23 protein-coding genes and 7 pseudogenes are annotated in these 23,282 nt (G+C 61.5%); 10 read left to right on the forward strand and 20 right to left on the reverse strand.

The window, feature by feature from the left end; all coding sequences use genetic code 11:
• Positions 1-19 precede the first annotated feature (19 nt).
• The 3 genes from E5P2_RS32795 to E5P2_RS32805 are packed head-to-tail and all read right to left on the reverse strand — an operon-like array spanning position 20 to position 2,621.
• Positions 20-1,003, reverse strand: coding sequence for an aldo/keto reductase (locus E5P2_RS32795; protein ID WP_162571262.1), 984 nt, complete (start codon positions 1,001-1,003; stop codon positions 20-22).
• A gap of 33 nt (positions 1,004-1,036) precedes the next feature.
• The gene (locus tag E5P2_RS32800; protein WP_162571263.1) at positions 1,037-1,618 is read right to left on the reverse strand and encodes an NAD(P)H-binding protein; all 582 of its coding nucleotides are present in this window, start codon (positions 1,616-1,618) and stop codon (positions 1,037-1,039) included.
• A 10-nt stretch (positions 1,619-1,628) separates the two neighbouring features.
• Positions 1,629-2,621 carry an aldo/keto reductase gene (locus tag E5P2_RS32805; RefSeq protein ID WP_162571631.1) on the reverse strand — a complete coding sequence of 331 codons (993 nt, stop codon included), beginning with the start codon at positions 2,619-2,621 and terminating at the stop codon, positions 1,629-1,631.
• A gap of 102 nt (positions 2,622-2,723) precedes the next feature.
• On the opposite strand from E5P2_RS32805, the gene E5P2_RS32810 reads away from it, so the two are divergent.
• Positions 2,724-3,632 (forward strand): LysR family transcriptional regulator, encoded by a 909-nt coding sequence (locus tag E5P2_RS32810; RefSeq protein WP_162571264.1) that lies wholly within the window; start codon positions 2,724-2,726, stop codon positions 3,630-3,632.
• Positions 3,633-4,352: 720 nt separating this feature from the next.
• Here the strand turns inward: E5P2_RS32810 and E5P2_RS32815 are convergent.
• From E5P2_RS32815 to E5P2_RS32835, 5 genes and pseudogenes are all read right to left on the reverse strand, one after another.
• Positions 4,353-5,290 (reverse strand): annotated as a pseudogene (locus tag E5P2_RS32815) (AAA family ATPase).
• 107 nt (positions 5,291-5,397) lie between these two features.
• On the reverse strand, positions 5,398-7,344 hold the full coding sequence (locus E5P2_RS32820) for an integrase (RefSeq protein WP_162571265.1): 1,947 nt from the start codon (positions 7,342-7,344) through the stop codon (positions 5,398-5,400).
• Positions 7,341-7,949, reverse strand: coding sequence for a hypothetical protein (locus E5P2_RS32825; RefSeq protein ID WP_162571266.1), 609 nt, complete (start codon positions 7,947-7,949; stop codon positions 7,341-7,343). Before E5P2_RS32825 ends, E5P2_RS32820 begins: the two co-directional genes overlap by 4 nt.
• Before the next feature lie 179 nt (positions 7,950-8,128).
• Positions 8,129-8,359, reverse strand: a pseudogene (locus E5P2_RS32830) (IS6 family transposase); the annotation flags it as partial.
• An 18-nt stretch (positions 8,360-8,377) separates the two neighbouring features.
• A pseudogene (locus E5P2_RS32835) lies at positions 8,378-8,490 on the reverse strand (transposase); the annotation flags it as partial.
• 54 nt (positions 8,491-8,544) lie between these two features.
• Here E5P2_RS32835 and E5P2_RS32840 point away from each other — a divergent pair.
• Complete coding sequence (locus E5P2_RS32840) at positions 8,545-9,567, forward strand: IS110 family transposase (protein WP_162571267.1); 1,023 nt, start codon at positions 8,545-8,547, stop codon at positions 9,565-9,567.
• A gap of 293 nt (positions 9,568-9,860) precedes the next feature.
• Here the strand turns inward: E5P2_RS32840 and E5P2_RS32845 are convergent.
• Together E5P2_RS32845 and E5P2_RS32850 are read right to left on the reverse strand one after the other, a co-directional pair.
• Positions 9,861-10,079: pseudogene (locus E5P2_RS32845) on the reverse strand (hypothetical protein); the annotation flags it as partial.
• 44 nt (positions 10,080-10,123) lie between these two features.
• On the reverse strand, positions 10,124-10,567 hold the full coding sequence (locus E5P2_RS32850) for a universal stress protein (RefSeq protein ID WP_162571268.1): 444 nt from the start codon (positions 10,565-10,567) through the stop codon (positions 10,124-10,126).
• A 127-nt stretch (positions 10,568-10,694) separates the two neighbouring features.
• Here E5P2_RS32850 and E5P2_RS32855 point away from each other — a divergent pair, with 127 nt between their 5' ends.
• Complete coding sequence (locus E5P2_RS32855) at positions 10,695-11,792, forward strand: IS5 family transposase (protein WP_162571269.1); 1,098 nt, start codon at positions 10,695-10,697, stop codon at positions 11,790-11,792.
• A gap of 144 nt (positions 11,793-11,936) precedes the next feature.
• On the opposite strand, the gene E5P2_RS32860 is transcribed toward E5P2_RS32855, so the two are convergent.
• Positions 11,937-12,641, reverse strand: coding sequence for a CBS domain-containing protein (locus E5P2_RS32860; RefSeq protein WP_162571270.1), 705 nt, complete (start codon positions 12,639-12,641; stop codon positions 11,937-11,939).
• Positions 12,638-13,120 (reverse strand): DUF488 domain-containing protein, encoded by a 483-nt coding sequence (locus tag E5P2_RS32865; protein ID WP_332107575.1) that lies wholly within the window; start codon positions 13,118-13,120, stop codon positions 12,638-12,640. The genes E5P2_RS32860 and E5P2_RS32865 overlap by 4 nt, the downstream gene beginning before the upstream one ends.
• A 184-nt stretch (positions 13,121-13,304) precedes the next feature.
• Here E5P2_RS32865 and E5P2_RS32870 point away from each other — a divergent pair, with 184 nt between their 5' ends.
• On the forward strand, positions 13,305-14,195 hold the full coding sequence (locus E5P2_RS32870) for a LysR family transcriptional regulator (protein ID WP_162571272.1): 891 nt from the start codon (positions 13,305-13,307) through the stop codon (positions 14,193-14,195).
• Positions 14,196-14,715: 520 nt separating this feature from the next.
• Positions 14,716-15,585, forward strand: coding sequence for a universal stress protein (locus E5P2_RS38440; protein WP_443083579.1), 870 nt, complete (start codon positions 14,716-14,718; stop codon positions 15,583-15,585).
• A 207-nt stretch (positions 15,586-15,792) separates the two neighbouring features.
• Here E5P2_RS38440 and E5P2_RS32880 read toward each other — a convergent pair.
• Positions 15,793-15,969, reverse strand: a pseudogene (locus E5P2_RS32880) (IS6 family transposase); the annotation flags it as partial.
• A gap of 78 nt (positions 15,970-16,047) precedes the next feature.
• Between E5P2_RS32880 and E5P2_RS32885 the strand changes: the two are divergent.
• The 3 genes and pseudogenes from E5P2_RS32885 to E5P2_RS32895 form a co-directional block, all read left to right on the forward strand.
• Positions 16,048-16,395 (forward strand): annotated as a pseudogene (locus E5P2_RS32885) (IS110 family transposase); the annotation flags it as partial.
• Positions 16,395-16,649: pseudogene (locus E5P2_RS32890) on the forward strand (DDE-type integrase/transposase/recombinase); the annotation flags it as partial. The pseudogenes E5P2_RS32885 and E5P2_RS32890, both read left to right, overlap by 1 nt.
• 361 nt (positions 16,650-17,010) lie before the next feature.
• A protein-coding gene (locus E5P2_RS32895) for an IS3 family transposase (RefSeq protein ID WP_443083571.1) occupies positions 17,011-18,134 on the forward strand; the annotation gives its coding sequence in 2 pieces (ribosomal slippage) (positions 17,011-17,266 and positions 17,266-18,134; 1,125 coding nt in all).
• 78 nt (positions 18,135-18,212) lie between these two features.
• Here E5P2_RS32895 and E5P2_RS32900 read toward each other — a convergent pair.
• Positions 18,213-18,533, reverse strand: a complete 321-nt coding sequence (locus E5P2_RS32900) for a type II toxin-antitoxin system PemK/MazF family toxin (RefSeq protein WP_162571275.1) — start codon at positions 18,531-18,533, stop codon at positions 18,213-18,215.
• Positions 18,527-18,781: an AbrB/MazE/SpoVT family DNA-binding domain-containing protein gene (locus E5P2_RS32905; RefSeq protein ID WP_162571276.1), complete on the reverse strand. Its 255-nt coding sequence runs from the start codon at positions 18,779-18,781 to the stop codon at positions 18,527-18,529. The genes E5P2_RS32900 and E5P2_RS32905 overlap by 7 nt, the downstream gene beginning before the upstream one ends.
• Positions 18,782-19,054: 273 nt before the next feature.
• On the opposite strand from E5P2_RS32905, the gene E5P2_RS32910 reads away from it, so the two are divergent.
• Positions 19,055-19,198, forward strand: a complete 144-nt coding sequence (locus tag E5P2_RS32910) for a hypothetical protein (RefSeq protein ID WP_162571277.1) — start codon at positions 19,055-19,057, stop codon at positions 19,196-19,198.
• Between the two features lie 48 nt (positions 19,199-19,246).
• On the opposite strand, the gene E5P2_RS32915 is transcribed toward E5P2_RS32910, so the two are convergent.
• The 5 genes from E5P2_RS32915 to E5P2_RS32935 all read right to left on the reverse strand — a co-directional run bounded on the left by E5P2_RS32915 (position 19,247) and on the right by E5P2_RS32935 (position 21,863).
• Positions 19,247-19,618, reverse strand: coding sequence for a type II toxin-antitoxin system VapC family toxin (locus E5P2_RS32915; RefSeq protein WP_162571278.1), 372 nt, complete (start codon positions 19,616-19,618; stop codon positions 19,247-19,249).
• The gene (locus E5P2_RS32920) at positions 19,605-19,814 is read right to left on the reverse strand and encodes a type II toxin-antitoxin system VapB family antitoxin (protein WP_162571279.1); all 210 of its coding nucleotides are present in this window, start codon (positions 19,812-19,814) and stop codon (positions 19,605-19,607) included. The genes E5P2_RS32915 and E5P2_RS32920 overlap by 14 nt, the downstream gene beginning before the upstream one ends.
• Before the next feature lie 249 nt (positions 19,815-20,063).
• On the reverse strand, positions 20,064-20,330 hold the full coding sequence (locus tag E5P2_RS32925; protein WP_162571280.1) for a BrnA antitoxin family protein: 267 nt from the start codon (positions 20,328-20,330) through the stop codon (positions 20,064-20,066).
• Entirely contained in the window at positions 20,314-20,613 is a 300-nt protein-coding gene (locus E5P2_RS32930; protein WP_162571281.1) for a BrnT family toxin, read from the reverse strand. Before E5P2_RS32930 ends, E5P2_RS32925 begins: the two co-directional genes overlap by 17 nt.
• Positions 20,614-20,711: 98 nt before the next feature.
• Positions 20,712-21,863, reverse strand: a complete 1,152-nt coding sequence (locus E5P2_RS32935; RefSeq protein WP_162571282.1) for a site-specific integrase — start codon at positions 21,861-21,863, stop codon at positions 20,712-20,714.
• 126 nt (positions 21,864-21,989) lie between these two features.
• Between E5P2_RS32935 and E5P2_RS32940 the strand changes: the two genes are divergently transcribed.
• Complete coding sequence (locus E5P2_RS32940) at positions 21,990-23,033, forward strand: DNA-binding protein (protein WP_162571283.1); 1,044 nt, start codon at positions 21,990-21,992, stop codon at positions 23,031-23,033.
• The last annotated feature ends 249 nt before the right edge of the window (positions 23,034-23,282 follow it).

Below are 23,282 nucleotides of genomic sequence, written 5' to 3' on the forward strand. Positions count from 1 at the left end.
AAGCCTCACGGGAGGGAACTCATTGACCCACGAGCTTTTGTCGGTCCGCCGAGTAGCGCGCGCCTTGGACCGGAACACTCGAGACAGCCGCTTCGACTTCCTTCAGATCCTCGGGGGACAACGCTACCGAGGCAGCGCCGGCGTTTTCTTCGAGGCGATGCAGCTTGGTCGTGCCCGGGATCGGCACGATCCACGGCTTTTGAGCCAACAACCACGCCAGTGCAAGCTGGGCAGGGGTGACCTGCTTGCGCGCAGCGATTCCAGCCAGAACGTCGACCAAAGCACGATTCGCCTGGCGCGCCTCCGGCGCAAAGCGCGGGACTGTGTTGCGGAAGTCTGTCGCGCCGAATGAGGTCTGCGCGTTGATCGCGCCTGTCAGGAAGCCTTTGCCCAGCGGACTGAAGGGCACAAAGCCGATGCCGAGTTCTTCGAGCAATGGAAGAATCTCCTTTTCGGGCTCGCGCCACCACAACGAGTACTCGCTTTGCAAGGCTGCGACGGGCTGCACTGCATGCGCGCGCCGGATGCTGTCGGCACCTGCCTCAGACATGCCGAAATGCTTGACCTTGCCCTCATGGATCAGGTCTTTGACAGTTCCAGCCACGTCTTCCATCGGAACCTGGGGATCGACGCGATGCTGGTAGAAAAGGTCGATGCGGTCGGTGCGCAGGCGCTTGAGCGCTTCTTCGGCAACCTCTCGGATGCGTTCCGGCCGGCTGTCGAGACCCTTGCCGGTCGAACCATCGCGAAAGCCGAACTTGGTCGCGATCACGACCTGGTCACGCACGGGTTCAAGCGCTTCCCCGACCACACTCTCATTGATGAAGGGGCCGTAGGCTTCAGCGGTGTCGAAGAACGTAACCCCGCGTTCGAAGCCCGCGCGGATCAGCTTGACGGCGTCAGCCGTATCGGCGGCAGGTCCATAGCCGTAGCTCAGGCCCATGCAGCCGAGTCCGAGGGCAGAGACTTCCAAACCACTTTGACCGAGTTGTCGTTTTTGCATTACTAATTCCTTTTGGGTTGTTCGTTCATTGGCTCAGGTACTCACGCCGAGGCTGCACCGGACGTGCAGGGTTGGCGAGAGAGCCAGCTTCACGATCAGGTCCGACAGGCTGTTCAACGACACGTCGTGTCCCTGGAACGGCTCGCCCTTCTGTGTGATTCGATAGTCGACCTTCGAGTCTTGCGTGAACCAGCCAGGACGCAACACCGTGTAGTCGAGGCTGGATGTCTCGATGACCGTGGCGGAGTCCCGATAGGGGTCGAGCAAGCTGCGGTACTTCTCGCCCGGCACCTCGCCATAGATTCCCATCGAACTGATGAAAATCAGTCGCTTCAATCCGGCCGCATGCATCGCAGCCACAATCGTTCGGGCCTGCTTCGCCATGTCGCCGGCCAGGTTGGCATAGACCACATCCTGCCCGTTCATCGCAGCAATCAGAGCTTCACGGTCGGTCGCATCGCCTTCGACGATGGAGGTCCGCGCCGGATCCGGGTTGTTGAGACGACTGGCGCGACGCAGGAACAGGGTCAGATGTGCATCTGTACGTTCCAGGAAGAAGGTTGTCGTGTGGCGCGCGAGCTGCCCGTTGGCACCGAGGATGAGGACGCGGGTCACCGTGTTCTCCCTATCGATCTGCAATCGCGGTCAGGCCTTCCGATAGCGGAGCGCCCTTCACCTCGATGGCAGAAAAGGCCGCATCGATTTCACGCAGATCGTCTGGGCTGAGGTCAAGTTCGGAAGCGGGCAAGTTGTCGTCCAGGTGCTCCAGCTTCGTCGCACCGGGAATCGGCACGATCCACGGTTTTTGCGCGAGCAGCCAGGCGAGCGCGATCTGCGCGGGCGAACTGCCCTTGCGCGCAGCAAGACGGCGCAGGAAATCAACGACTGCGAAATTGGCCTTCAGCGCTTCAGGCGTGAAGCGCGGAAAGCTGCTGCGCAGATCGCTTGGATCGTCGAACTTGGTGTCCGGCGTGATTTGGCCGGTCAGGAAACCCTGGCCCAGCGGTCCCCACGAGACGAAGCCGATCCCGAGCTCTTCGCAGAGCGTCAGCAGTTCTGTCTCTGGCTCGCGCATCCACAGCGAATAGTGATTCTGGATGGCCGCAACCGGGTGCACGGCGTGAGCGCGGCGGATGGTGCTCGCACTGGCTTCCGAGAGGCCGAAATGCTTGACCTTGCCTTCGGCGATCAGCGTCTTGATCTCCCCGGCCACGTCCTCGATCGGCACAGCCGGATCGACGCGGTGCTGGTAAAGCAAATCGATGCGGTCCGTGCGCAGGCGTTTCAGCGAGGCTTCCACCACGTCGCGGATGTGTTCCGGGCGGCTGTCAAGCCCGACCATCGCACCGTTCTCATCGAGCTTGAAACCGAATTTGGTCGCGACGACCACCTGATCCCGGATCGGCTCGATCGCCTCGCCGACCAGAAGTTCGTTCGTGAACGGGCCATAGCCCTCGGCGGTGTCGAAAAACGTGACGCCACGCTCGAAAGCGTTGCGGATCATGCCAATCCCTTCCTGCTTGTCTGCGGCGGGGCCGAGGCCGAAGCTCAGGCCCATGCAGCCGAGGCCCAGTTCCGAAACGGTGGGGCCGTTGCGACCCAATTGACGAGCCTTCACGGCGTTTTCCTTGTCTTGCGTTGGCATGCACTGAATCTAGGCCTGTTGACATTCAAATACTAGACTGCTAAATAGATATTCAGTCATTAGAGGATTTAATCAATGGCAGGTTTTGACGATCTTGCAGCCTTCGCGGCCGTGGTCCGGGCCGGGAGCTTTACCCGTGCAGCCGCACAGATCGGCATCACCCAGTCGGCTCTCAGCCAGACGATCCGGACGCTTGAGCGAAGGCTTGACCTGAAGCTGCTGAACCGAACGACGCGAAGCGTCGCACCCACGGAAGCAGGGGAGCAGTTGTACCGAACCGTGGAGCCGCGCCTTGCCGAGATCGAAGCCGAGCTTGCGGTACTCGGGGAAATGCGCGGCAAGCCTGTCGGGACCGTTCGGATCACGGCCACCGAGCATGCCGTCCGGTCGTTGGTCTGGCCGAGGCTTTTGCCGTGGCTGACAAAATATCCCGAGATCAAAATCGAGATCAGCAGCGACAACCGCTTTGCAGATATCGTGGCCGAGCGCTTCGACATCGGCATTCGGCTCGGCGGCGATGTCGCCAAAGACATGATCGCAGTGCGCATCGCGCCAGACATGCGAATGGTGGTGGTGGGAAGCCCGGCTTACTTCGCACGCCGACCCGAGCCTCAAACGCCGCAGGAGCTTAGCGACCACGATTGCATCGGTCTGCGACTGCCGACTTACGGCGGCTTGCTGACGTGGGAGTTCAAGCACGGCGAACGAATCACGACTGCCCACGTGAAAGGTCGTCTCGTGTTCAACAGGAGTGACCTGATGGCCGAGGCTGCGATGGGCGGTCATGGCCTGGCCTGGCTCCCGGCCGATATGGTCAGCGACCATGTCGCAGCGGGGCAGTTGCTGACCACTCTCGATGACTGGGCGATCACTTTTCCCGGGTATCACCTCTACTACGCAAGCCGCCGTGCTTCCCCTGCATTGACTCTTGTCGTTGAGGCATTGCGCCATGCAAAAAGCCGAGCGCAGCTATGTGAGGACTGACGCCTGAGCCATTCGTTGGCGTAGAAGAAAGTAAATCCGTTCCGAACGCGACGGTAAAAGTGAGACTCTCCTTGAGCCGAGGAGCCTTGCGGCCGGCAAAGCCGCATCCAGCAAAGGCATGGCCACTTTGGAAAGTAAATGTGTGATACTGCTGGCACCGCCCGAAAGCCGCTGGCGCGTAACCGCGTGAGGAATAGCAGCTGCGGCAATGTTTGCAGCGAAACGGCGCATCCAGCAACATCGCGTCGAGCCGGTAGACCGATCGCCGACCGCAATGTCGACAGACATCGCGCAGCACTTCACCGTGGATCGGACAACGTGCATACCGCTCCAGTTGGAACAACCGGCTGTGATACGCCGTGCTGACGCAGCAAGGGCAGAATCGCAGGAATGGACTCGCGTCGTTCGCGGTGCTGCAGATGCTCTCGCGCACGAGGCGCCAGGAGATGCAGAGCAATCGCGCGACCCGCTTGACGTCGATGCCGGCAGGCGCGACACCGTCGTAGGGATCGACTGGACAGTCCCTCAGCTGCGTCACCACCAGGTGCCCTGGCAGCCGGTTCATGTGAGCGAACTTCCAAAGTAGGCCGACCACCAACTCGTACGGCTGGATCCAGTTCCGCTGAAACACGTACCCAAGGTGCGGGCCCAGCACACGCTCGTCCAGGGTCAGAATCGGCAGTGTCATTTTCCCGGCACTTTCGTTGCGGCGCCGGAACGTCACGCGACCGTGGTCGTCAGCGTATTGCTGACGGCCTGTCGCGACTGGATGTAGCCGCAACTGCGTACGGCCATGTCCCAGAGGGCAGGATCGGGCGATAGCCCGGTGCGTCGTGCAACGCGCTGTCCTTGAGCACGATCTCCACGGCACGGGTGAACGATTCCATCGGAATCTCAAGCGACCCGGGAAGTGCGTGCCTGTGATGCAACCGTTCGAAGACGTCCCAGAGCAGTGGCGCATCGTCGACGAGGCAATAGCTCCCGGCCACAGCCTTCGGCAGATAGAAGCGCGTGAAACTCCAATCGCTCGTGCGCGGGAAACAGGTTTGATCGTAGCCATTGAGGCTGGTCGCCACGTCGCGCACGTTGCGGATGCCGAAGAAGGCCAGTTCCTCGACCATGAGTCGCGCCACGATTTGCGTCTTCTTCGCGTGTTGCAGGGCCGTCTTCACAGCCAGCAATTCCTGCTGGCCGACCAAGAAGGTGAACAGGCGGATCTGAAGCCGATCCAGATGGTCGTGCACATCGCGAAGCCACTCGTACTCGTTCTCGTCGTAGCGTTGCGCTTCGTCGCAGAATAGTGCCACCGTGCCGCCGCCGTTGCCCGCGCAGGCCTCCTTGATCTTGTTGATCAGGCGCATGCGCTTGGCGGAGTTCGAGCCGCTGTTGGGCTCCGGATGGCCGACGGCCTCCAGAAAGTTGGCGAAGAACGGCCCCTCGGCGTGCCGTGGCTTGTGTTCGGCCTGTGCGTGATACGTGGTGAGCTTTGGCTGGGTCTGCGCCAACAGCAAGCGCAGATATTCGATTGCGCGCGTCTTGCCGATGCGGGAGGGCCCGTAGGTCAGCGCTCCGGTGATGCGATAGCGCAGGCACCTTTGAACCAGATCCGAAAACGCCTGAATGGCAGGCGTGGCGATGCGGTAGCTACCAGTCTCGATCGGATGCAGGATGGGGTCGATCGGCCGGGCCACAGATGCCGATGTGGACGGCGTTGGCTTGCTGTTCACGATGGTTCTCCAGTCATCTTGATCGCGAGAACGACCGGTCAGATCGAACCCACGATGCCGCTACCGATGCGCAGGCGCTCGGGCTCGATGCGCTGACGCGGGGAGGGCGCATCCATGCTTGGCGTTGCGGAGTGGAGCGCCTGGGGCGGCAGTTCTGAAATGCTGGTCGGCCCCGCCGCGAGCGTGCGCAGCGTCTGTGTGAAGTCGCTGGCCGCGCGACGCGTACGCTTGGCCTTGACCAGTTTGTGCTGGACGTATTCCTGTAGGAACTCCTGGCTGAACGCGCTGGCCAGGCGTTTGCGCCCACGCAGTCGCAAGATCTCCTGGCGCAGTTTCAGGTCGTGTGCGATCTCACCCCAGGCGCCCTGGGCCTTGAGCACGCCGATCTCCGCCCCATCCGCACCGAAGGCGCGCACCGCGCGCAGATCCTGGCTGTGATAGTAGACGCGCAGTTCCTGACCGAGGAGCGCGGCGGTGCTTGCCAGCATGGCGTTGGTGTAGCGCACCCCGAAGAAATTCACGTGCGGGCGCTGCCCCTGGTGAAGGTAGCCGCGTACAGTCACCCGTCGGGGCGTTTGCATCAGGCAGAGCGTGCGTCGCTTGGCCTCGGGCAACCAGCTGAGCATGGCACCATGGCGACGCACAGAGTGCTCCATGGCTTCGAGCGGCGTGCGTCCATTCAGGCCGTCGTGAGGACTGGCGTTGTAGGTTGCCATGGCGGCCTCCAACAGTTCCTCGATCTCCGTCAGCGAGACGAACAGCCGCAAGTCACCGCCCGGATGCGCCAGCGCGCGACGCACGTCCCGCGCGTTCGATCCTGTGTAGCCTGGCAAGCGGGAGGACAGGCTCGAGGCGATCGAGCCAAAGAAGCGCTCGATGTAGGGGCGATCGTCCAGCGTGTGCGCAGGTCCGGCGTCGATGAAGCAGCCGATGAACTCGGTCAACGCGTGGCGCACGTCCTCGGAGAGGTTCGCCTTCGCGTTGTCGAGCTTGATCCATTGCCAGGTAACGTAGCCAAGCTCAGGCATCTTCCCTGAGGGAAATCCGCCGAGCGCGCCATAGCCGACACCGGGCAGGGTGAAGGAACGCGGACAATGCGGCTCAAGGGCGGCCTCGACGGTACGGATCACGTCGTATCGCGAGTACTCGCGACTCAGGCTCACGTGATAGCCCAGCACGGCGCGACTGTAGACGTCGATGATGACCAGCAACCACAAGCGCTCGATCTCGAACTGCTGCTCAAAGCCCAAAGGGTCGCGCACGACCACTTTCAATCGCACATCGAGGCGGTGACCGTCGAACTCGACGACATCGAATGCTTGCCGCGCGACAGGAGCCGACACGTCACTGGGCATGCCCTTGAGATGGGTGGCACCTGCAAGCCGTGCGCCGCGGGCGAAATTGCGCAGGCACTCGGCGCGTACCACCTTGGAAAGGGATCGAATCCCCATGCGCTGTGCACTAAACGGGTAGTCCGCTGCGGTGAGTCCGGCGTCGCTGCACTGGCGCAGGAAGTCGATGTGGAGATGCTTCAAGCCGCGAAGCCGCAGCCGGAGCCCGTCCGTGGTGGATGTCTGCTCGATAGTGACGCGTTTGGCGCGGACTTGCCGAGCGAGCCATTCCGCGATCGCCGGATGGCGCTGCATCAACTCGTCGAACGCGCCTGCGGCGCCGGACCCATTGGGGCGCAGCCGAACTTTGGCGATGCGTTGATACGGCGCGACGCGCGCGTACGGCACGAGTGCGCGCCATCCGAAGACGCGACCGTCCTCGTGGGGCGCGAGGCAGTGATCAAGAAGGCGATACAGATGCCCGCGCTTGACGCCGGTGCTGGCTTCGATCGCCGTCAACGAGGTGTTTGTGACGTACAGCTCGATGGCTTGACGTCGAGCGAAATAGTTCGTCCGCTGAGGATTGCGTAGCGCGGAAGCGTCGAACGCCGGCCAAGAGGACGGATCGAGTTCGCGAGCAGTTCGGCGATTCATGAGGCGGGCCCGAAGATCGTGTCGGGCGTCAATGGCTGGCTGTGCAGCGACGGTGCGATCAGGCGGCCCTTGCGCAGTAGCTCAAAGACCGCACCGCGCACAACGGGCGGATCGCCCATCGCGAACGCGCGCTCCAGGCGGGAGAGGGCCATCGGTTCGCGCACGCACTCTTGTACAGAATCCGCCAATGCGCCTGAGTGCCAGGCTCGTGTCGAAACGATCGTTGGCAGCATGCGCTGCCAATTGTCGATCAATGTCGCCGCGGCGGCGAGGTCCGCTGCCGCAACGCGTTGCACGGGGATGTCGCTCGCAGTGGGAGCGAGTTCATCCTGCTCGTCATCGACGAGCAGCAACTGTTCGCCGGCGTCACGCTGAACCCAGAAATCGACGACGCGAGACCCGGGCGCAGGACTCGAGCGAACAGGGCGTTCGCAAAGTGACAGAACCGCCGGATCGACTTCCAGGCGAACCCACTGACGAAATGTCGACCGATTGAACAGGCGGACCCGCCTGCCAAGCTTGGGACTGAAGCCTTCTAGCATCGGCGAACCACGCGGACGTGGCGCGTCCAGCGGCGTCGAGAAGCGTGGCGCGAAACCCCTCATGATTCAACGCCTTACGTAGCCCTTGCGCGCTTGGATTTGCGAAGTATCAAATTTTGTTTGCGCGGTTGCGAAGTATCAGATTTGCTTTCTTTCTTGTGACGGTAAATCTGTGACTGCCGGGGTGGCCGTCATAGGCAAGCGGCGTGCGTTGCCGGTATCAGATTTACTTTCTTCTACGGCCGACGAAACACCTTGGCCAACACGGGCAGCATCTTCCGTGACCAGCGGTGGACGGTGGCGTGGTCGACCAGCACCCCGCGCTCGGCCATCATCTCTTCCAGGTTGCGCAGGCTCAAAGGATAGGCCGCGTACCAGCGAACGCACACGAGCATGATCTCCAGCGGGAAATGCAAACGCCTGATGACCCCTCGCAGGGTTGAGTTCGCAAGTTGGACGTGCAGCGGCACCATGGACTGGATTGTGGCTGACCGGCTTATCGCGACAGAACCCGCAAACTCCCGGTACAGCGGCACGTCGTGCAGCGCCTCCTCCATTGCGGGGTCGCTCAGCCCGAACCACTGCTAATGAGATGGACCCGACGCCACCCTTCGGGGAAACTGGGCATCTCGTCAACCGCTGTTGCTGGAGGTTCGTCATGGAAATCGAAATTCTCGGCATCGACCTGGCCAAGCGCGTCTTTCAACTGCACGGCGCTGACCGCCGTGGCCATGTTTTGCATCGCGCCAAGGTTGGGCGATCTGCTTTCATTGACGCTGTGCAAGAGCTTCGACCTCGTGTCATTGCCATGGAGGCGTGCAGCTCGGCGCATCACTGGGCTCGACGTTTCCAGGAGTTGGGCGTCGAGGTACGCCTCATCAGTCCGCAGTACGTCAAGCCCTTCGTCAAGACGAATAAGAATGATCGCAATGATGCGGAGGCGATCGTCGAGGCCGCTTCTCGGCCAGCTATGCGCTTCGTCACGGTGAAGTCGGTCGAACAGCAAGATATTCAGGCGGTGCATCGCGTTCGCGAATCGCTGGTGCATCAGCGCACGGCTCTCATCAACCAGGTCAGAGGCCTGCTTGGCGAGCGTGGGATCACGATCGCAAAGTCACCCACAGCCTTCAGACGTGCCATGCCTGACATCCTCAAGGAAGGTGAAGGCGAACTTACCCGCTTCTGTCAGACGCTCATGATGGAGCTCTTCCAGGAATTCCACGCACTCGAAACGCGGATTGCTCTTGCTGAGACCTACATCAAATCGTTCATGAAGCAATCAGCCCTGTGCAAGAAGATCTCGGCCGTGCCGGGCATCGGACCGATCACGGCCACTGCCATTGTGGCAGCCGTTGGCGAGGCCAAGGAGTTCAAAAACGGCAGGCATCTCGCGGCCTGGCTCGGCCTTGTGCCCAAGCAGTATTCATCAGGCGGGAAGTCGTGCCTCAGAGGCATCAGCAAACGTGGCAACACCTACCTGCGCACTTTGCTGATCCAGGGGGCACGCGCAGTCTTGATTTACGTGGCCAGCAAGAATGATGCGCGAAGCCGCTGGCTGCAAGAGTTGATCTTGCGACGCGGGTACAACCGAGCGGCCGTGGCGCTGGCCAACAAGAATGCTCGGCTCGTGCAGGCACTGCTGAGCGGCGATGCACGATACGCCGAAGCTACCGCAGCCTGATCTGCCAACTGCTGGCAGAACCGAATCCAAGTTTCCCATCTGGATGGAGGAGAAGAACCCCAGCACTGGTTTGCGATGCCTCTCGAGCGCGATGACGAAATTGGTTGAACCAGCGCCCCGTGATCCTGTACTACTTGCCGGCTGAGCACGTCTCAAGCCGCACTGCTGATAAGGACGGGGTGCGCGGATCTCATCAAGGCTGCGGGCGTGTATCGGTCGCCCACCAAGCAAGCCGAATACATGTGTGCAGACTGTTTCTCATCATCAACGAGAGCTTGCAAAAGGCGTCGGGTCCATACATGAAGGTAGTGAATGCGCAGCATCGTCTCGATCGCAAATGGCGGGCGACCCGTCTTGGCCCGCGGGCTGTACGGCTCAACGATCTGCACCAGCGCGCCCCAGGGCACCACCCGATCCATCCCATCGAGAAACTCGCGCTTGCGCGTCTTCTTGGTCGAAAGGTTCAGGCCCAGGCCGAGCTGATTCGGGGGAGTTACGCGTTTGGCAATCATGGGGCCAGATCATGCACATCGCGCGCCGATTTTGCAGACCATCCCTAACGGATAACCAGCACTGGCACCTTCGAATGAGCCAATACCTGGTCCGTCTTGCTGCCGATCGCCAAGCGTGCGAATCCCGAACGACGATGAGAAGCCATGACAATCAGGTCGCTGCCATGCTTGACCGCGGCTCCGACGATCGCGTCGGCAACGCAATCCGAGATCGCTATTGCTGTCGTCAGGCGTACTCCGTTCGCCTCGGCGAGTTCCACAAATACCTGCAGGGTCTGCTGTGCAGCGCCCACAGAGCGAGCCTCGGCACTGGCAATTTCGGCCGGCGAGAACGCCGCCATGCCGTCGAAGTAGTTCATCGCGTACCGTGGTACGACCTTGAGCGCCACCAGCTTCGCATGATGCTCGGCGGCCAGATCGATGGCTTCGTTCATCGCCTTGTCGGAAAAATCGGTACTGTCGACCGGTATGAGGATACTTTGAAACACAGCGCCTCTCTTCAATATTCATCAATCTGCAAAAGTCGACCTAGCAGGCTGCTGAAATACCTCACCGGATGGTCCCCCGAAATTGGGCCTGAGGCGTTGTCTTTGCAGACCCACGAAACCTGCTCCGATGCGCGGACCTGACACATTCACCGAAGGCTTGTTCACCATGAGACGGCTGGACGACTTCGTTCCTGCCGACCATCCGCTGCGCCGCATCCGGGTGATGGTCAACGAGGCGCTGGCCAAGATGGACGAGTTGTTCTCTCGGATGTACGAGGCCGACGTCAAGGGCGGCCGCCCGAGCATCGCGCCGGAGAAGCTGCTGCGCGCGATGTTGCTGCAGATCCTGTTCAGCATCCGCTCGGAGCGCCAGCTCATGGAGCAGACGCAATACAACATGTTGTTTCGCTGGTTCATCGGCCTGGCGATGGACGACGCGGTTTGGGTGCCGACGGTGTTCAGCAAGAATCGCCAGCGCCTGATCAAGCACGACGCAGTGGTCGCCTTCTTCAACGAAGTGCTGGAGACGGCCGAGAACAAGGATTGGTTGTCGGGTGAGCACTTCAGCGTCGACGGCACGTTGATTCAGGCCTGGGCCGGGCACAAGAGCTTCGTTCGCAAGGACGGTGACGACGGTGGCGGCAGTGGCGGGGACTTCAAGGGGCAGCGACGTAGCAACGAAACGCACGAGTCGAAGACGGATCCCGATTCGAAGCTGTACCGCAAGGGCAAGACGGCCAGCGAGCTGCGCTACATGGGTCACACGCTCACCGACAACCGTCACGGCCTGGTCGTCAACGCGATGGTCACGCAGGCCGACGGCTTCGCCGAACGGGAAGCGGCCAAGGTCATGATCAGGGACGCGCGCCAAGCCACCGCGAGTGCGGATACCGAGGTCACGCTCGGCGCCGACAAGGGCTATGACGCGGCCGAGTTCATCGAGGCGCTGCATTGCATGAAGGTCACGCCGCACGTCGCGCAGAACAAAGCGGGGCGTCGTTCGGCGGTGACCGACGAGATCGCCCGGAGCGAGGGCTATGCGATCTCGCAGCGCAAGCGAAAGCTCATCGAGCAGGGCTTCGGCTGGGCCAAGTTCGTCGGCCCCATCCGGCAGGTGATGGTGCGCGGCATCAAGAAGGTCGACCAGTTGTTCGTGCTGACGATGGCCGCCTACAACCTCGTGCGCATGCGGACCTTGGCAGAAGTCCGTCCGGTGGCCTCGTAGAGGGGAAACGGGAGCCGAGAACGGGCCCGCGAAGCGCGATAACGGTGACGGCAGCGAGCCTGAAACCCCGAAATCGTGCAACCGCCCACTTCAGGACGCCGGATGACTGCCGCGCGACTGGTACTTCAGCGGCCTGCTAGGGCTTCAAAACATCGGCTGCCAATCCCCGTATGTCATGCGCCTATCCTCGACGCTTCGTACACCCGGGATGTTCTCGGCGGCGATGCGCGCCGCCTCGCGATCGGATGTTCGCTGCACGACGCCAACGTAGCTCACGACGCCTTCCTGCACGAACACGTTCGACCATGTATCGGACCACCATGGCTGCGCGTTCAGCTCTGTCAGTAGCTGCTTGCGGATCGATTCGTCATCGACGCGTGACGTCGCGGAATCTGCAGCGAGGGCCGAGCTCTTCGAAAGTGCGCGTACGAGGTCGGCGCGGGTCACCAATCCGGCCATCTGTCCATTTCTCATCACCGGTATCCTGCGAATGTGACGCGCTTCGAAGATGACGGCGATCTGGGCCACGGGGGTATCGTCGGAAACTGAGACTACGTCCCGATTCATGATGTCTCTGGCGTGTCCCCCATGTGCCTTGACGTAGGCACCCGGCGCCGGATCCAGTCGCGTCAAGCGCTGCCACCAAGTTCGATAGTCGGTCCAGTGGTCAGTGCCGATCTCGTATCGATGGAGAAGATCCCCGTCACCGATGAGACCTACCACCTTCCCATCTTCGACGACCGGCACACCGCTGATGCGATGCACCAGGAGTACCTCGACGATCTCGTGCAGACTCGCGTCCGGCCTGACCGAAATGACAGGCGTGGTCATGATGTCGCTGGCTTTCATGGTTGCGCTCCTTTGCGTATGCGGCGCGAGAAGCGCCTTTCGATGATGGTGTCGCGCAGCACGACACAATGACTGTGCAGGATGTCGCTCGCATCGCAGAGCAGCGTGAGCTGTCCGCGCGTTCGAAGCTCCACCAGCAGATCCAACAGGTCTTCATGCAATTGAATCTCGGCTCTGTACCGCAGCGAGAAGGCTGGCCACCTGCTCGGATCGCTCCCGTACCAGCTTTGCAGGCGCGTGCTGGGTGCGACCTCCTTGAGCCACAGATCGGTAATCAAACCTTCTCGGGCCAAGCCCCGAGGCCAGTGCCGATCAACCAACACGCGCATGCCATCGTCGACTGCCGGATTTTCCCGAGCTGACTTGACAGCGAGCGTACGCCTCGAGCGGCCATGAGGCAGTGCTCGAACGGACGGTGGTGGCCCTGAAAGACGCGTGAGCAAGGTGGTCAACATAGGCCTCTCTGCCTGGGGTTTCATATATCGATGGTTTTTCGTCAACAAGCCAGCCGACCGGCGATTGCCCGAAGTTTGGGCGCTGCTCTCGATGTGCGGGCGTTTTGAGGATCTCTTGAGTCAATCCTGATCCTGTCGTCAATCAAAGTAAAACGACATTTATTGCCAGATAAATGCAATACTTTCGCATTTAATGATAGGAGAGCGCATGGACCTCATCCTGGCTCAGACTTTTCTTGAAATCGTGCACACGCGCAGCTTTCTGCGCGCCGCCGAGCAGTTGCATGTGACCCCTACCTCGGTAAGCGCCCGGGTGCGCACCTTGGAGGAGTTGCTAGGCCGCGTCCTCTTCGTCAGAAACAAAGCTGGCGCCGCGCTGACGCCGGCAGGCGAGCAATTCCTGCCGCACGCGACGAGCTTGATACAGGTTTGGGAGCGGGCACGCCACCAGGTTGCGGTGCCAACCGGACGACGCGCCGTGCTCTCTGTGGGCTGCGATGTCAGCCTCTGGGATCCGCTCTTGCTGCAGTGGCTCCTGTGGATGCGGTCAGCGGCAGGACATTTGGCCATCCGCACGGAAGTTGGAGTCCCTGCCGAACTGCTCGACAAGACCGCCTCCGGTGTCTTGGACATCGCCATCGTCTACGCGCCGCAGCAACGTCCCGGCCTTCGCGTCGAACTGTTGATCGAGGAAAAGCTCGTCATGGTCACCACTTCGAAACGCCCGCGGATTCCCAGCCCATTGGACTACGTCTACGTCGACTGGGGATCAGACTTCGCCACTCAGCATTGGCTCGCGTATCCGGGCCTGTCCAATGCTGCCGTCAGGGCGGGGTTGGGGCCGCTTGGGCGGGAGTACCTTCTGGAAGCCGGAGGTACTGGATACTTTCGCCTCGATGTCGTGCGAACTCACCTTGAAACTGGTCGTTTGCGAAGGGTGCCGGATACGCCTGAATTTCTGTACCCGGCCTATGCAGTCTATGCAGTCGGCGCCGACCCAAAGCTCGTGAATCCGGCGCTGGCTGGCTTAAGACAAGTGACCAGGCCGCGACAACCACCAGCCAGCCCCGCTCGTTCGCGCACGAGATCACGCGCTTGACCGTCGGCGCGGTTTCCTCAGAGCAGGTCGGCCCGAGCCCTCGCCCAACTGAGCCATCGTGAATCTCTATCTGGCAGGGAGTGTGTGGGCTTGGTTGCCGATGGCGCTCCGGTTTCGTAAGATGCCCTCATGACTTTCCTAGATGTCTCCCTCGGCACATTTGCAGCTGTCTTGCCTCTCCTGACAGGGACGATTGTGTTGGCCCGAATGGCGGCAGGTGCGGCGAGGTTTCGTCAGCTGGCCGCACATTCCTCTGCCCGGCGATTCGCTTCTCCCTTCTCAGCGCAATCCATCAATCGCCGGGCCTAAACCCCGCGCGATAAGTTTGAAGGTGGGCTCCATCGCTCACCGGCGCGCACACGCATGGCGATGAATGCGCGGTGAAAGTCGCTGCGTTTCCGTTCCAGCCCAAAGTCAGCGTCGATCACACAACCTGAATCGGGGCGTTTCATTCTCGTCAACCAGTCGCTCCGTGCAGTGCGAGAGGTAGGTTTTTGCTCGTCCAGGAATGACCATGATCATGAATTCAATACTTGCCATCACGGACTTCTCGACGCAAGGAGAGCAAGCCCTGGAACGTGCTGCGCTTGTTGCCGTCGAGCGCCGCGCCCAGCTTCGAATCATGTACTTCGTCGAGGTGCCGAATCTGAATCTTCCGGACCCTTTCGAGCGCCTCGCGCAGCGCGCACGACAGCTGGCTCGACGCCATGGCATCATCGTTGACGCCGTATCCCGTACTGGTGGAACCGTGGATCACGTCGTGGAAGAGGGAACTTGTGCCGACCTGCTTGTCATCGACCAGCGAAGCCGGCGCAACCTCAAGACGTTCTGGCAAGGGACAATAGTCGACCAACTGATGCGTCGTTGCCGATGCCCGGTGCTCGTGGTCAAAAGAGAGGCATCCCGACCGTACGGCCACGCGCTTGTTGCCGTCGACTTCAGCACAGAATCGAAGGAACTGGTGAGATACGCCTGTGCCTTCGTCGAATCGGAGCTCGAGCTCTTTCATTCCCAGACTACGCTGACCGAAACTGAAGAGTTTCGGCAGCACGCGCAGAGTTGGCTGTCCCGGCTTACGGAGCCGTTCGATACGCGTAAGAACCGGGTGACGTCCGTCGTTGGGCACGGAGATCCTGCGCGCCAAACCGCCATCCAACAGGAGGGCATTGGGGCTGACTTGGTTTTTGTCTGCAAGATCAAGCATTCGACGCTTGTCCACTTTCTATCCGGCAGTTTCGCGCAGCGGCTCTTGAGCTTGGCCACAAGCGATGTCCTGGTCATGCCCCATGGCCATCGCGCATCCTCACGCGCCGAGGCGAAGCGCAGGATCGGCGCTGAGCCAAAAGAAAATCGGGTCTCATTCCCTGTCGTCAGGCGAAGGGCGCTTTGACCAAGTTGTCATCCATGGGCCAATAGCGCCCGAGGCAGCCAGGTCGGTGCTGTCGCGGCAATGCCGCACGGTAACCTGCGGCGAGAAGAAAAGCGAAGCTCCAGCGAGGATCGACGCTCTGGGCAAGGTGATCAAGCGAATGCACTATTCGTTGGGGCTTTGTCACGTTAGCGATGGCGGGTTGAAAAAGGGCTGGAGGTGGATCTCTCAGAAGGCGGCGCACGGATTTTGGGCGACGTCGGTGCAAAGGCGCCAGGCGTCGAAGCGCGCGGCCAGTTGCTTGCGGTAGAGCGATGCGCGCAACAGATGGTGCTTGAGCGCGAAGTGCTGGCGGATGGGACCGAAGCTCGAGAGAAAGGCCTGCGAGCGCTCGGGCCGGCGAAAGATGCTATGTGGGACTACCCGAGCGAGACCCGGTTAGCTAAAACGGGATCTCTCAACCTCTACGCAAAGGAGCCGGAAATGTCGACAACCCAAGCAGTCCCACAAATCAAGGACACGGCGATCGCGGGCGACCTGTACATGAGCTTCGAGCTCGGCGACAAGAAGTGGACGTTGACGGCGAGCGGTGGCGGCCGCGGCCCGAGCCGATACAACGTGGACGCCGGCGACACGGCCGCAGTTGCGCACTGCATCGTCAAGGCCCGGGAGCGTTGCAAGCTCGAGCCGCAGGCCCAGGTGCACTCGTGCTACGAAGCCGGTCGCGACGGCTGGTGGCTGCACCGCTGGCTGATCGAGCAGGGTGTCGACAACATCGTGGTCGACTCCTCCAGCATCGAGGTGAACCGACACGCCAGGTGGGCCAAGACCCAGCACTCGATCTGGTCAAGCGCGAGTTCATCGCCGGCGGCCCCAACGAGCTGTGGGTCGCCGACATGACTTACGTGCCTACCTGGGCGGGCGTCATCTTCCTGGCCGTCGTGCTGGATGTCTGGAGCCGGCGTATCGTGGGCTGGGCCATCGGCGAGCATATGACCGCCGATCTCGTGCTTGCGGCGCTGAACATGGCGCTGCAACAGCGCAGGCCCGACAGCGTGATCCACCACAGCGACCAAGGCGCCCAACCCGCGCCGGCGTCACAGCGCACTCGGACAGATCTCGCCGGCAACGTTTAAAAAGGAACTACAACGCAAGTCCAAGCAGCCGCCTCGCTTCGAACACGACTTGACCACCGTCGGCGTCTGCGTGGCATGCGCCACACCGCCGGTGGACATACATGGACGCCTCCATACATGGACGCCTCCAGTTTGCAAGGCTCTCTTACGTTTCCGGCAACAGGGAAAGGTTGCAAACATACATCCGGCCTTCGGACGCAAGCGCGCTTCGGCCCTGATGGAATTGACGTCTCCCCCGAATTCCGGACTTTTCAAAACTGGAGGTAAGGTGGCTTGTTCGGCCGGCCCGCGAGGGCAGGAAGGAGAAGCGATGAAGAGATCGAGATTCAGCGAAGAGCAGATCGCCTATGTGTTGCGGCTGGCCGATTCGGGCACGCCGGTGGTCGATGTGTGCCGCCAGATCGGTGTGTCCGAGGCGACCTACTACACATGGAAGAAGAAGTTTGGCGACCTGGGCGTGACCGAGCTCAAGCGCCTGAAGATGCTCGAAGACGAGAACGCACGCTTGAAGCGCATCGTGGCCGACCTGACCCTGGACAAGCAGATCCTGCAGGAGGTCGTCCGAAAAAAGCTCTGAAGGCTGCCAAGCGGCGCGAGCTGGCAGCCTGGATGCAGGAGCGCTTCAAGGTGAATGTGCGGCGGTCGTGCCGGCTTGCGTTGCTCCGCCCGTCGGTTTGGTATCAAAAGAGCGAGGCGCGCGATCAAAGCGCGCTGCGCCTGCGCATCAGGGAGATCGCCATGGACCGTCCACGCTTCGGCTATTTGCGGGTGCTGGTAATGCTCAAGCGCGAAGGTTGGGCGGTCGGCAAGAAGCGGGTCTATCGTCTGTACCGACTGGAAGGGCTGCAGCTTCGCATGAAGGTCAAACGCCGCAAGCGCATCAGCCTACAGCGCGGTCGCCCCGTGCCGGCGACGGGTCCCAACCAGCATTGGAGCATGGACTTCGTCCATGATCAGATGCTCGATGGACGAGCGTTCCGCGTGCTCACGGTGATCGATCAGTGGAGTCGCGAGAGTGTGTCTCTAGAGGCCAACTTCCGGCTCACGGGTCGATGCGTTGGGAAGGCCCTCGACCAGGCTGCCGTCGAGCGTGGCTGGCCCAAGGCAATCACGGTGGATAACGGCACAGAGTTCACCTCGAAAGCGCTCGATGAATGGGCCTGGCGACGCGGAGTGAAGCTCGATTACACGCGCCCCGGCAAGCCTACGGACAACGGGCTGATCGAATCGTTCAACGGTCGCTTGCGCGACGAATTCCTGAACGTCAACGAGTTCATTACGATGCAGGATGCGCGTGAGAAGTTGAAGGCTTGGCAGCATGACTACAACCATCACCGCCCGCACGGATCACTGGGCCACCTGACCCCCAGTGAGTTCGTCAAAAAGAGGTCAGATCAACAAGCCGAAAACCGCCCAACTCCAGTTTTGAACTGACCGGATAAGGGGGAGACGTCAATTCGACTTGAGAATCAAGTCCCAACCCGTCCGCGCAACAGGGGCAAGTCCAGTCCCTTACTCAGCGAAAACTTCCTGCAGCGTACTCAAGGTCGCCGTCAGCGTCTTCGAGGATACCGCACCCAATTTCTTGGCCAAGCGCACCTTGTCTACCGTCCGCACCTGATCCAACAGAATCAAGCCCTTGGTGCCGCCATGCGTCACCGCGACCCGGAACGGAGCCGCAAAGCCCTTCGAGGTCATCGGTGCAACGATGACCGTGCGCAGATGGTCGTTCAACTCAGAAGGCGACACCACCACGCAGGGGCGCGACTTCTTGATTTCGCTGCCTACTGTGGGGTCAAGATTCACCAGCCAGATATCGCCGCGCTTCACCAAGCCAGCTCCGCGTCTACCTCGTTCCCAAACTCGCCCATTACTAGTTCGTCGCCGCCCTTCGCGGCCAAGGCCTGTGCGGCCTCGGCCCAGCCTGTGCGCACCGGTAGGGCCGCCTTGCGCAGGACGATGGCACCGTCCTCGACTGTCATTTGCGCGATCTGGTCATCGCCGAGGCCGGCTTGTGCCAGAAGGGGTTTGGGCAGTACGACGCCCTTGCTGTTGCCGATGGTCCGAATGGTGACTTGCATAGCTTCTCCAGTGACAACAATGTTATTACATTGTTGCCGCCACGTCAAGTCGGGTACTCCATGGCGCCCGGCGAAGCGGTGCCGCGGCTGCCGTTCAGAAGGAGAGGGTGCAAGCGCCAGTGCTACGAAGCCCCTGACCGCGTTGTTTCATCACTCGGTCAATAGTCCTCTGCCTGCGAATACAGTCTCTGGACGTTGCATTGTGCTCATCCATTCGGATGGCTTCCTGCCTCGCGCAGCAGTGTAATTTCGCGCTCGGACGGCCCTTGCTGGTTGCTGGTCGACGTGTCCTGCTACCTCAAGCGGCACTATCCAGATGCCCTCCTGGCGGCCTTGCTCAACAGCCAGCTGATGGATTTCTATACGTCCGCGCAGCTGGCATGCGATGCGCGCGAGCACGTCCTGCGTAACCTGTAAGCCTTTGACATCGATCAACCACCTCGGGAACAGCAAGCGACGCGACGCTCAACGGGAAGCAAAGGCTGCCAGATCGAGACGCAGGGCGGCCTGCAGAAGGCGCCGATCGCGCGTCCAAAGTCTGGTCCCGGCGGCGAGACGGGTCGCCGCAAGAAGGTGGAGATCGACATAGCCGATGCCGATGCCGAAGAGTTTTTCGTTGTCGAGAAACGCCATCACCTCGACGTGCTGTGCCAACGGTATCTCCGGCAGCGCCTGCAACGCGCCGACAGTCTCATCTCTCTGTGGCAGGCTGCCCAGTGCGATCTCGGCGACGATGTAGGGGTGCATGAGAATTTCACCTTCCTCGAGCAGCGACTGCAGTTGCGAATCGCTTCGAGCGAGATGATCGATCCACACTGAGGTGTCAACGAGGATCATCGGCGACCTCTCCTCGCCGGCGCGGGGGCGCTTCAAGGTGCGGCGCACTTCCCCCCAATCGCGCCAGCCGTCGAGCCGCCTCCCGCTGCACCAAGCTCCTGAGCGCTTGCTGGATGAGCGCGGAGTTTTCCTGGATGCCAGTGAATGTTCGTGCCTGGCTGAGCAGCTCGTCGTCCAACGTCACGGTGGTGCGCATGCGTTTCTCCTAATTTGCATCAAATATAGCATCAACTGGAGCCATATTTGATGAATCTCCTGTTTTCGGCAACGCAGGCACATCGATGCGCAGCGGCGTCTCAGCGCGAAAGTGCCTTCGGGCGGTGGCCGGTAAATTGCGGCGCGATGCGCGCGATGACAGGACCGTCGAAATCCCAGCTCAAGCATTTGCCCATCTGATGGTCGGGCTCGGATGATGGGAGAGGCCGCTCCCGCAGGACTCGTCGGGTCAGTGAGTGTGCAGTTTTTCCTGCAGCCAGACCTTGATCAGCGACTGGTAAGGCACATCGCGGGCATTCGCCGCCACCTTGATCGAGTCCAGCAGGTGCTGAGGCAAGCGCAGCGAAATCGTCTTGGTCGTGGGTTTCAAGTTGGGCAGCGTAGCCTTCTTGGCCTTCGACCAGTCAAGGTAGTCCGTGGAGTCATGCTTTTCCCAGTACGCACGTTCTTGCGCTTCGGTGGTGAACGTCGGGATCGCTTTAGTCTGCTTGTTCATAGATGGCTCGCTCCTTTCGGTGCATGTCCCTGGCTGAAATGACGCGGATCAACAGGCTCGATTGGCGCAAAGTGAACGTGATGTGCAATGGGCGTCCGTCATCGGTTTTGCCCAAGGCGTGGAGCCGGGGTTCCCGATGGCTGTGGACGGTATCTTCCAAAAGCAGCAAGGGCGCGTTGAAGAAGACTTGCTCGGCTTCGGCCATGGAAACACCATGCTTTTCGTTCTTGCGGGCGTTGCCCTCATCCCAGTTGAAGCCCGTCACGCCGCTCAGGTCAATCATGAATTGTATATTACCATCATGTACACGCCTGCTTCACCACAGTGTGCGCCATGGTATGCGCGAGGACAGGAAAGTTCTCGAAGGCGTCAATGTCGCCTTCACTCCTCGTCGAGCATCCGGCTGGCCTTGCTGTTGAGCGAGCTCTCGGCGCGGAAGTAGCCCATGACCGTCGCGACGCTGTGGTGTCCGGTCATGGCCATGGTCTCGGGCAATGACATGTTCTGCTTGCCCGCTTCGGTCACGAAGCCCGCGCGCAGCGAGTGCGCCGAGAATTTCCCCTCCACACCGGCCAGTGCGCAGCGCTTTTTCACGATGTCGCGCACGGCCGCGGGTGCCAATGGCTCGCCGAGGTGGCCGCCTTTGCGGATGCGGCGAAAGAGCGCGCCTTCCTTGATCCCCCGTTCCTTCAACTCGGTGAGCCAAGCCTGCATGGCCAGCGCCGCGCTGCCCACGAGAGGCTTCACGTCCTCGGGACGCTCGACACCCGCCTGGTTGGTCTTGGAGTGGGTGAGGGTGTACAGATAGGAGACTGAGGCGGAGCGCGCCTCGATGCGCCGAAGGTTCTCCAGCGTCGCTGACGCGACCTCGGAGCGCCTGCGCCCGCCGGTGGCCCAGGCGAACAGCAGCAGCGCGCGATCGCGCTTGCCGCGCAAGGTCTCGTCGCAGGTGGCCAGGAGCGCCTGCAGAGGATCCTTGGTGAGCGCGCGTTGCTTGGCCGGGCGCGCTCCGCGCTGTGCGTAGGCACGGCGCGTCTTGCCGAGCAGCTCGCGCACCAGCGGATCCGCGCAAGGATTGGCTTCCTTGGCCAGCTGATGCGCCTTGGACAGCACGGCCATGCGGTGCACGAGCGTGTTGAGCGCGGGCGCGCCCAGGCGCGTCTTGTAACCGTTGGCCACCAGCGCCTGGTCGACGTCAGGGGGCAACTCGCTGATCAAGGCGATTTTCAATCCCGTTGACAGGCCCGCTTCGCCATCGACGTCGGCCTTGCGCGCGGCATGGTCGACGATGAATTGGATGACGACCGGCACCGGCACGGGCAGGTGCAGCGGCTGGCCGTAGCGCGCGGCATACCAGGCGGCCCAGTAGCGCATCGCCGAGCCGTAGGAGGCGCGCGTGTTGGCCGATTCGCCCTCGCGCATCAGCGCGCGCGCCGCGTCCTCGGCCATTTGGTGAAGGCGTGCCGGATCGAGCGCAGGCCGCCGCTCGGGCGTGGGGATCAGCGCTGATGCCGGGGCGGGCTGAATTGGCATAGATTCATATGTAAGATGTATGATCTGCTACATCATACATAAATAAGTCACGATAACTATCCCTTATCGAGGGTAAATATTGGGCTAGGCAGGGCGGTTGTTTACGGAAAGTACGAGGGTCACAACATGAACGAAATTCGACAAACACCCTCCCGCGGCATCCAGGAAGACGACGTCTTCAAGGCCGCCGACGGGCTGCTTTCCGAAGGCCTGCGGCCCACCATCGAGCGCGTGCGCCAGAAGATCGGGCGGGGATCCCCCAATACCGTGAGCCCCATGCTCGAACGATGGTTTGCGTCGCTGGGGCAGCGCCTTGCCGGCGGCACTGTCCCGGCGGCAGGAAACGACGCGGACGGCGTGCCCGTGAGCGTCAGAAACGCCACGCGGCTGCTCTGGGAGACCGCGCGGCGCGAGGCCGAGGAAGTTCAGCGCGGCGAACTGGCATCGGCACGCTCAGAGCTCCAAGAACGCGGGAACGCGCTGGTCGAGGCGCAGGCAGCGCTCGCGCAGCGAGAGGATGCGTTCGCCCAGGCGCGGGTCAGCCTCGATTCGGCACTGGCGTCCTCACAGCAGGCGCGTGAAACCCTGGAGCGGCAGCTCAAGGAGCACGCCATCGAGGCGCACCGGGTGCGCATCGGCCTGGACGACGACATCAAGCGGCTGACTGCCCTGCTCTCTCAGGCGGGCGAAACCCAGCAACGGATACGTCGGGAGCACGCCGAAGCAGTGGCCGCGAAGGACCAGGATCTACGCCAAGCCGAAGCGCGCCATGCCGCCCAGGAAAGGCGCATGCTGGCCGAGGTGGACCGGGCGCGGCAGGCGGCGAAGCAACTGGAGGCCGAGGCCGCCAAGGAGCAGCAACGGCGTATCCAGAGCGAGGAAGCCGCGGCGCTGACACTGGAGGTTGGGCGTCGGACCTTGCGCGCAACCGAGCAGGCCGCCCAGCAACTCGAACGTGAGCTTCGCGATCAACTTGCCAAGCAGACAACGCTTGTGGCGCAAGTCCAGCTCCAGGCCGAAGGGCTGCAGCAACGACTGGATGATCTTCATCAGCAGCTGAGTGAGGAAAAGGAGATTCACGAGCGCACGCGCGTGCTGCTGGCCACCGCGCTGGCCAACATGCACACCATCGCAGGCGCGCGTCGTTCATCTCCCAAAAAGACGAAGTAGCCTGTGCGGCCCCGTCGGTGCCCCGTAGTAGGCCTCAGAGGGTTGGAGCATCGCGACATCGGAAGCAGGCTTTAGACTGGTTGCGGAAGTTCGATGCGTGCGAGTTAGATGTCTGAGTCAACGCTGATAGCAGTCATCCGCGACCGAATCGGCTCAGACACGCAATCGTGCTGACGTTTAGACGTTGTCCGCCCGAATCTATGAAGGTAGGCGGGACGCGGCCTACCCGGCAATGAGCGAGCATTCCCC

Origin of the sequence: Variovorax sp. SRS16 (assembly GCF_901827165.1) — a bacterium.
Classification (GTDB): Bacteria; Pseudomonadota; Gammaproteobacteria; order Burkholderiales; family Burkholderiaceae_C; genus Variovorax.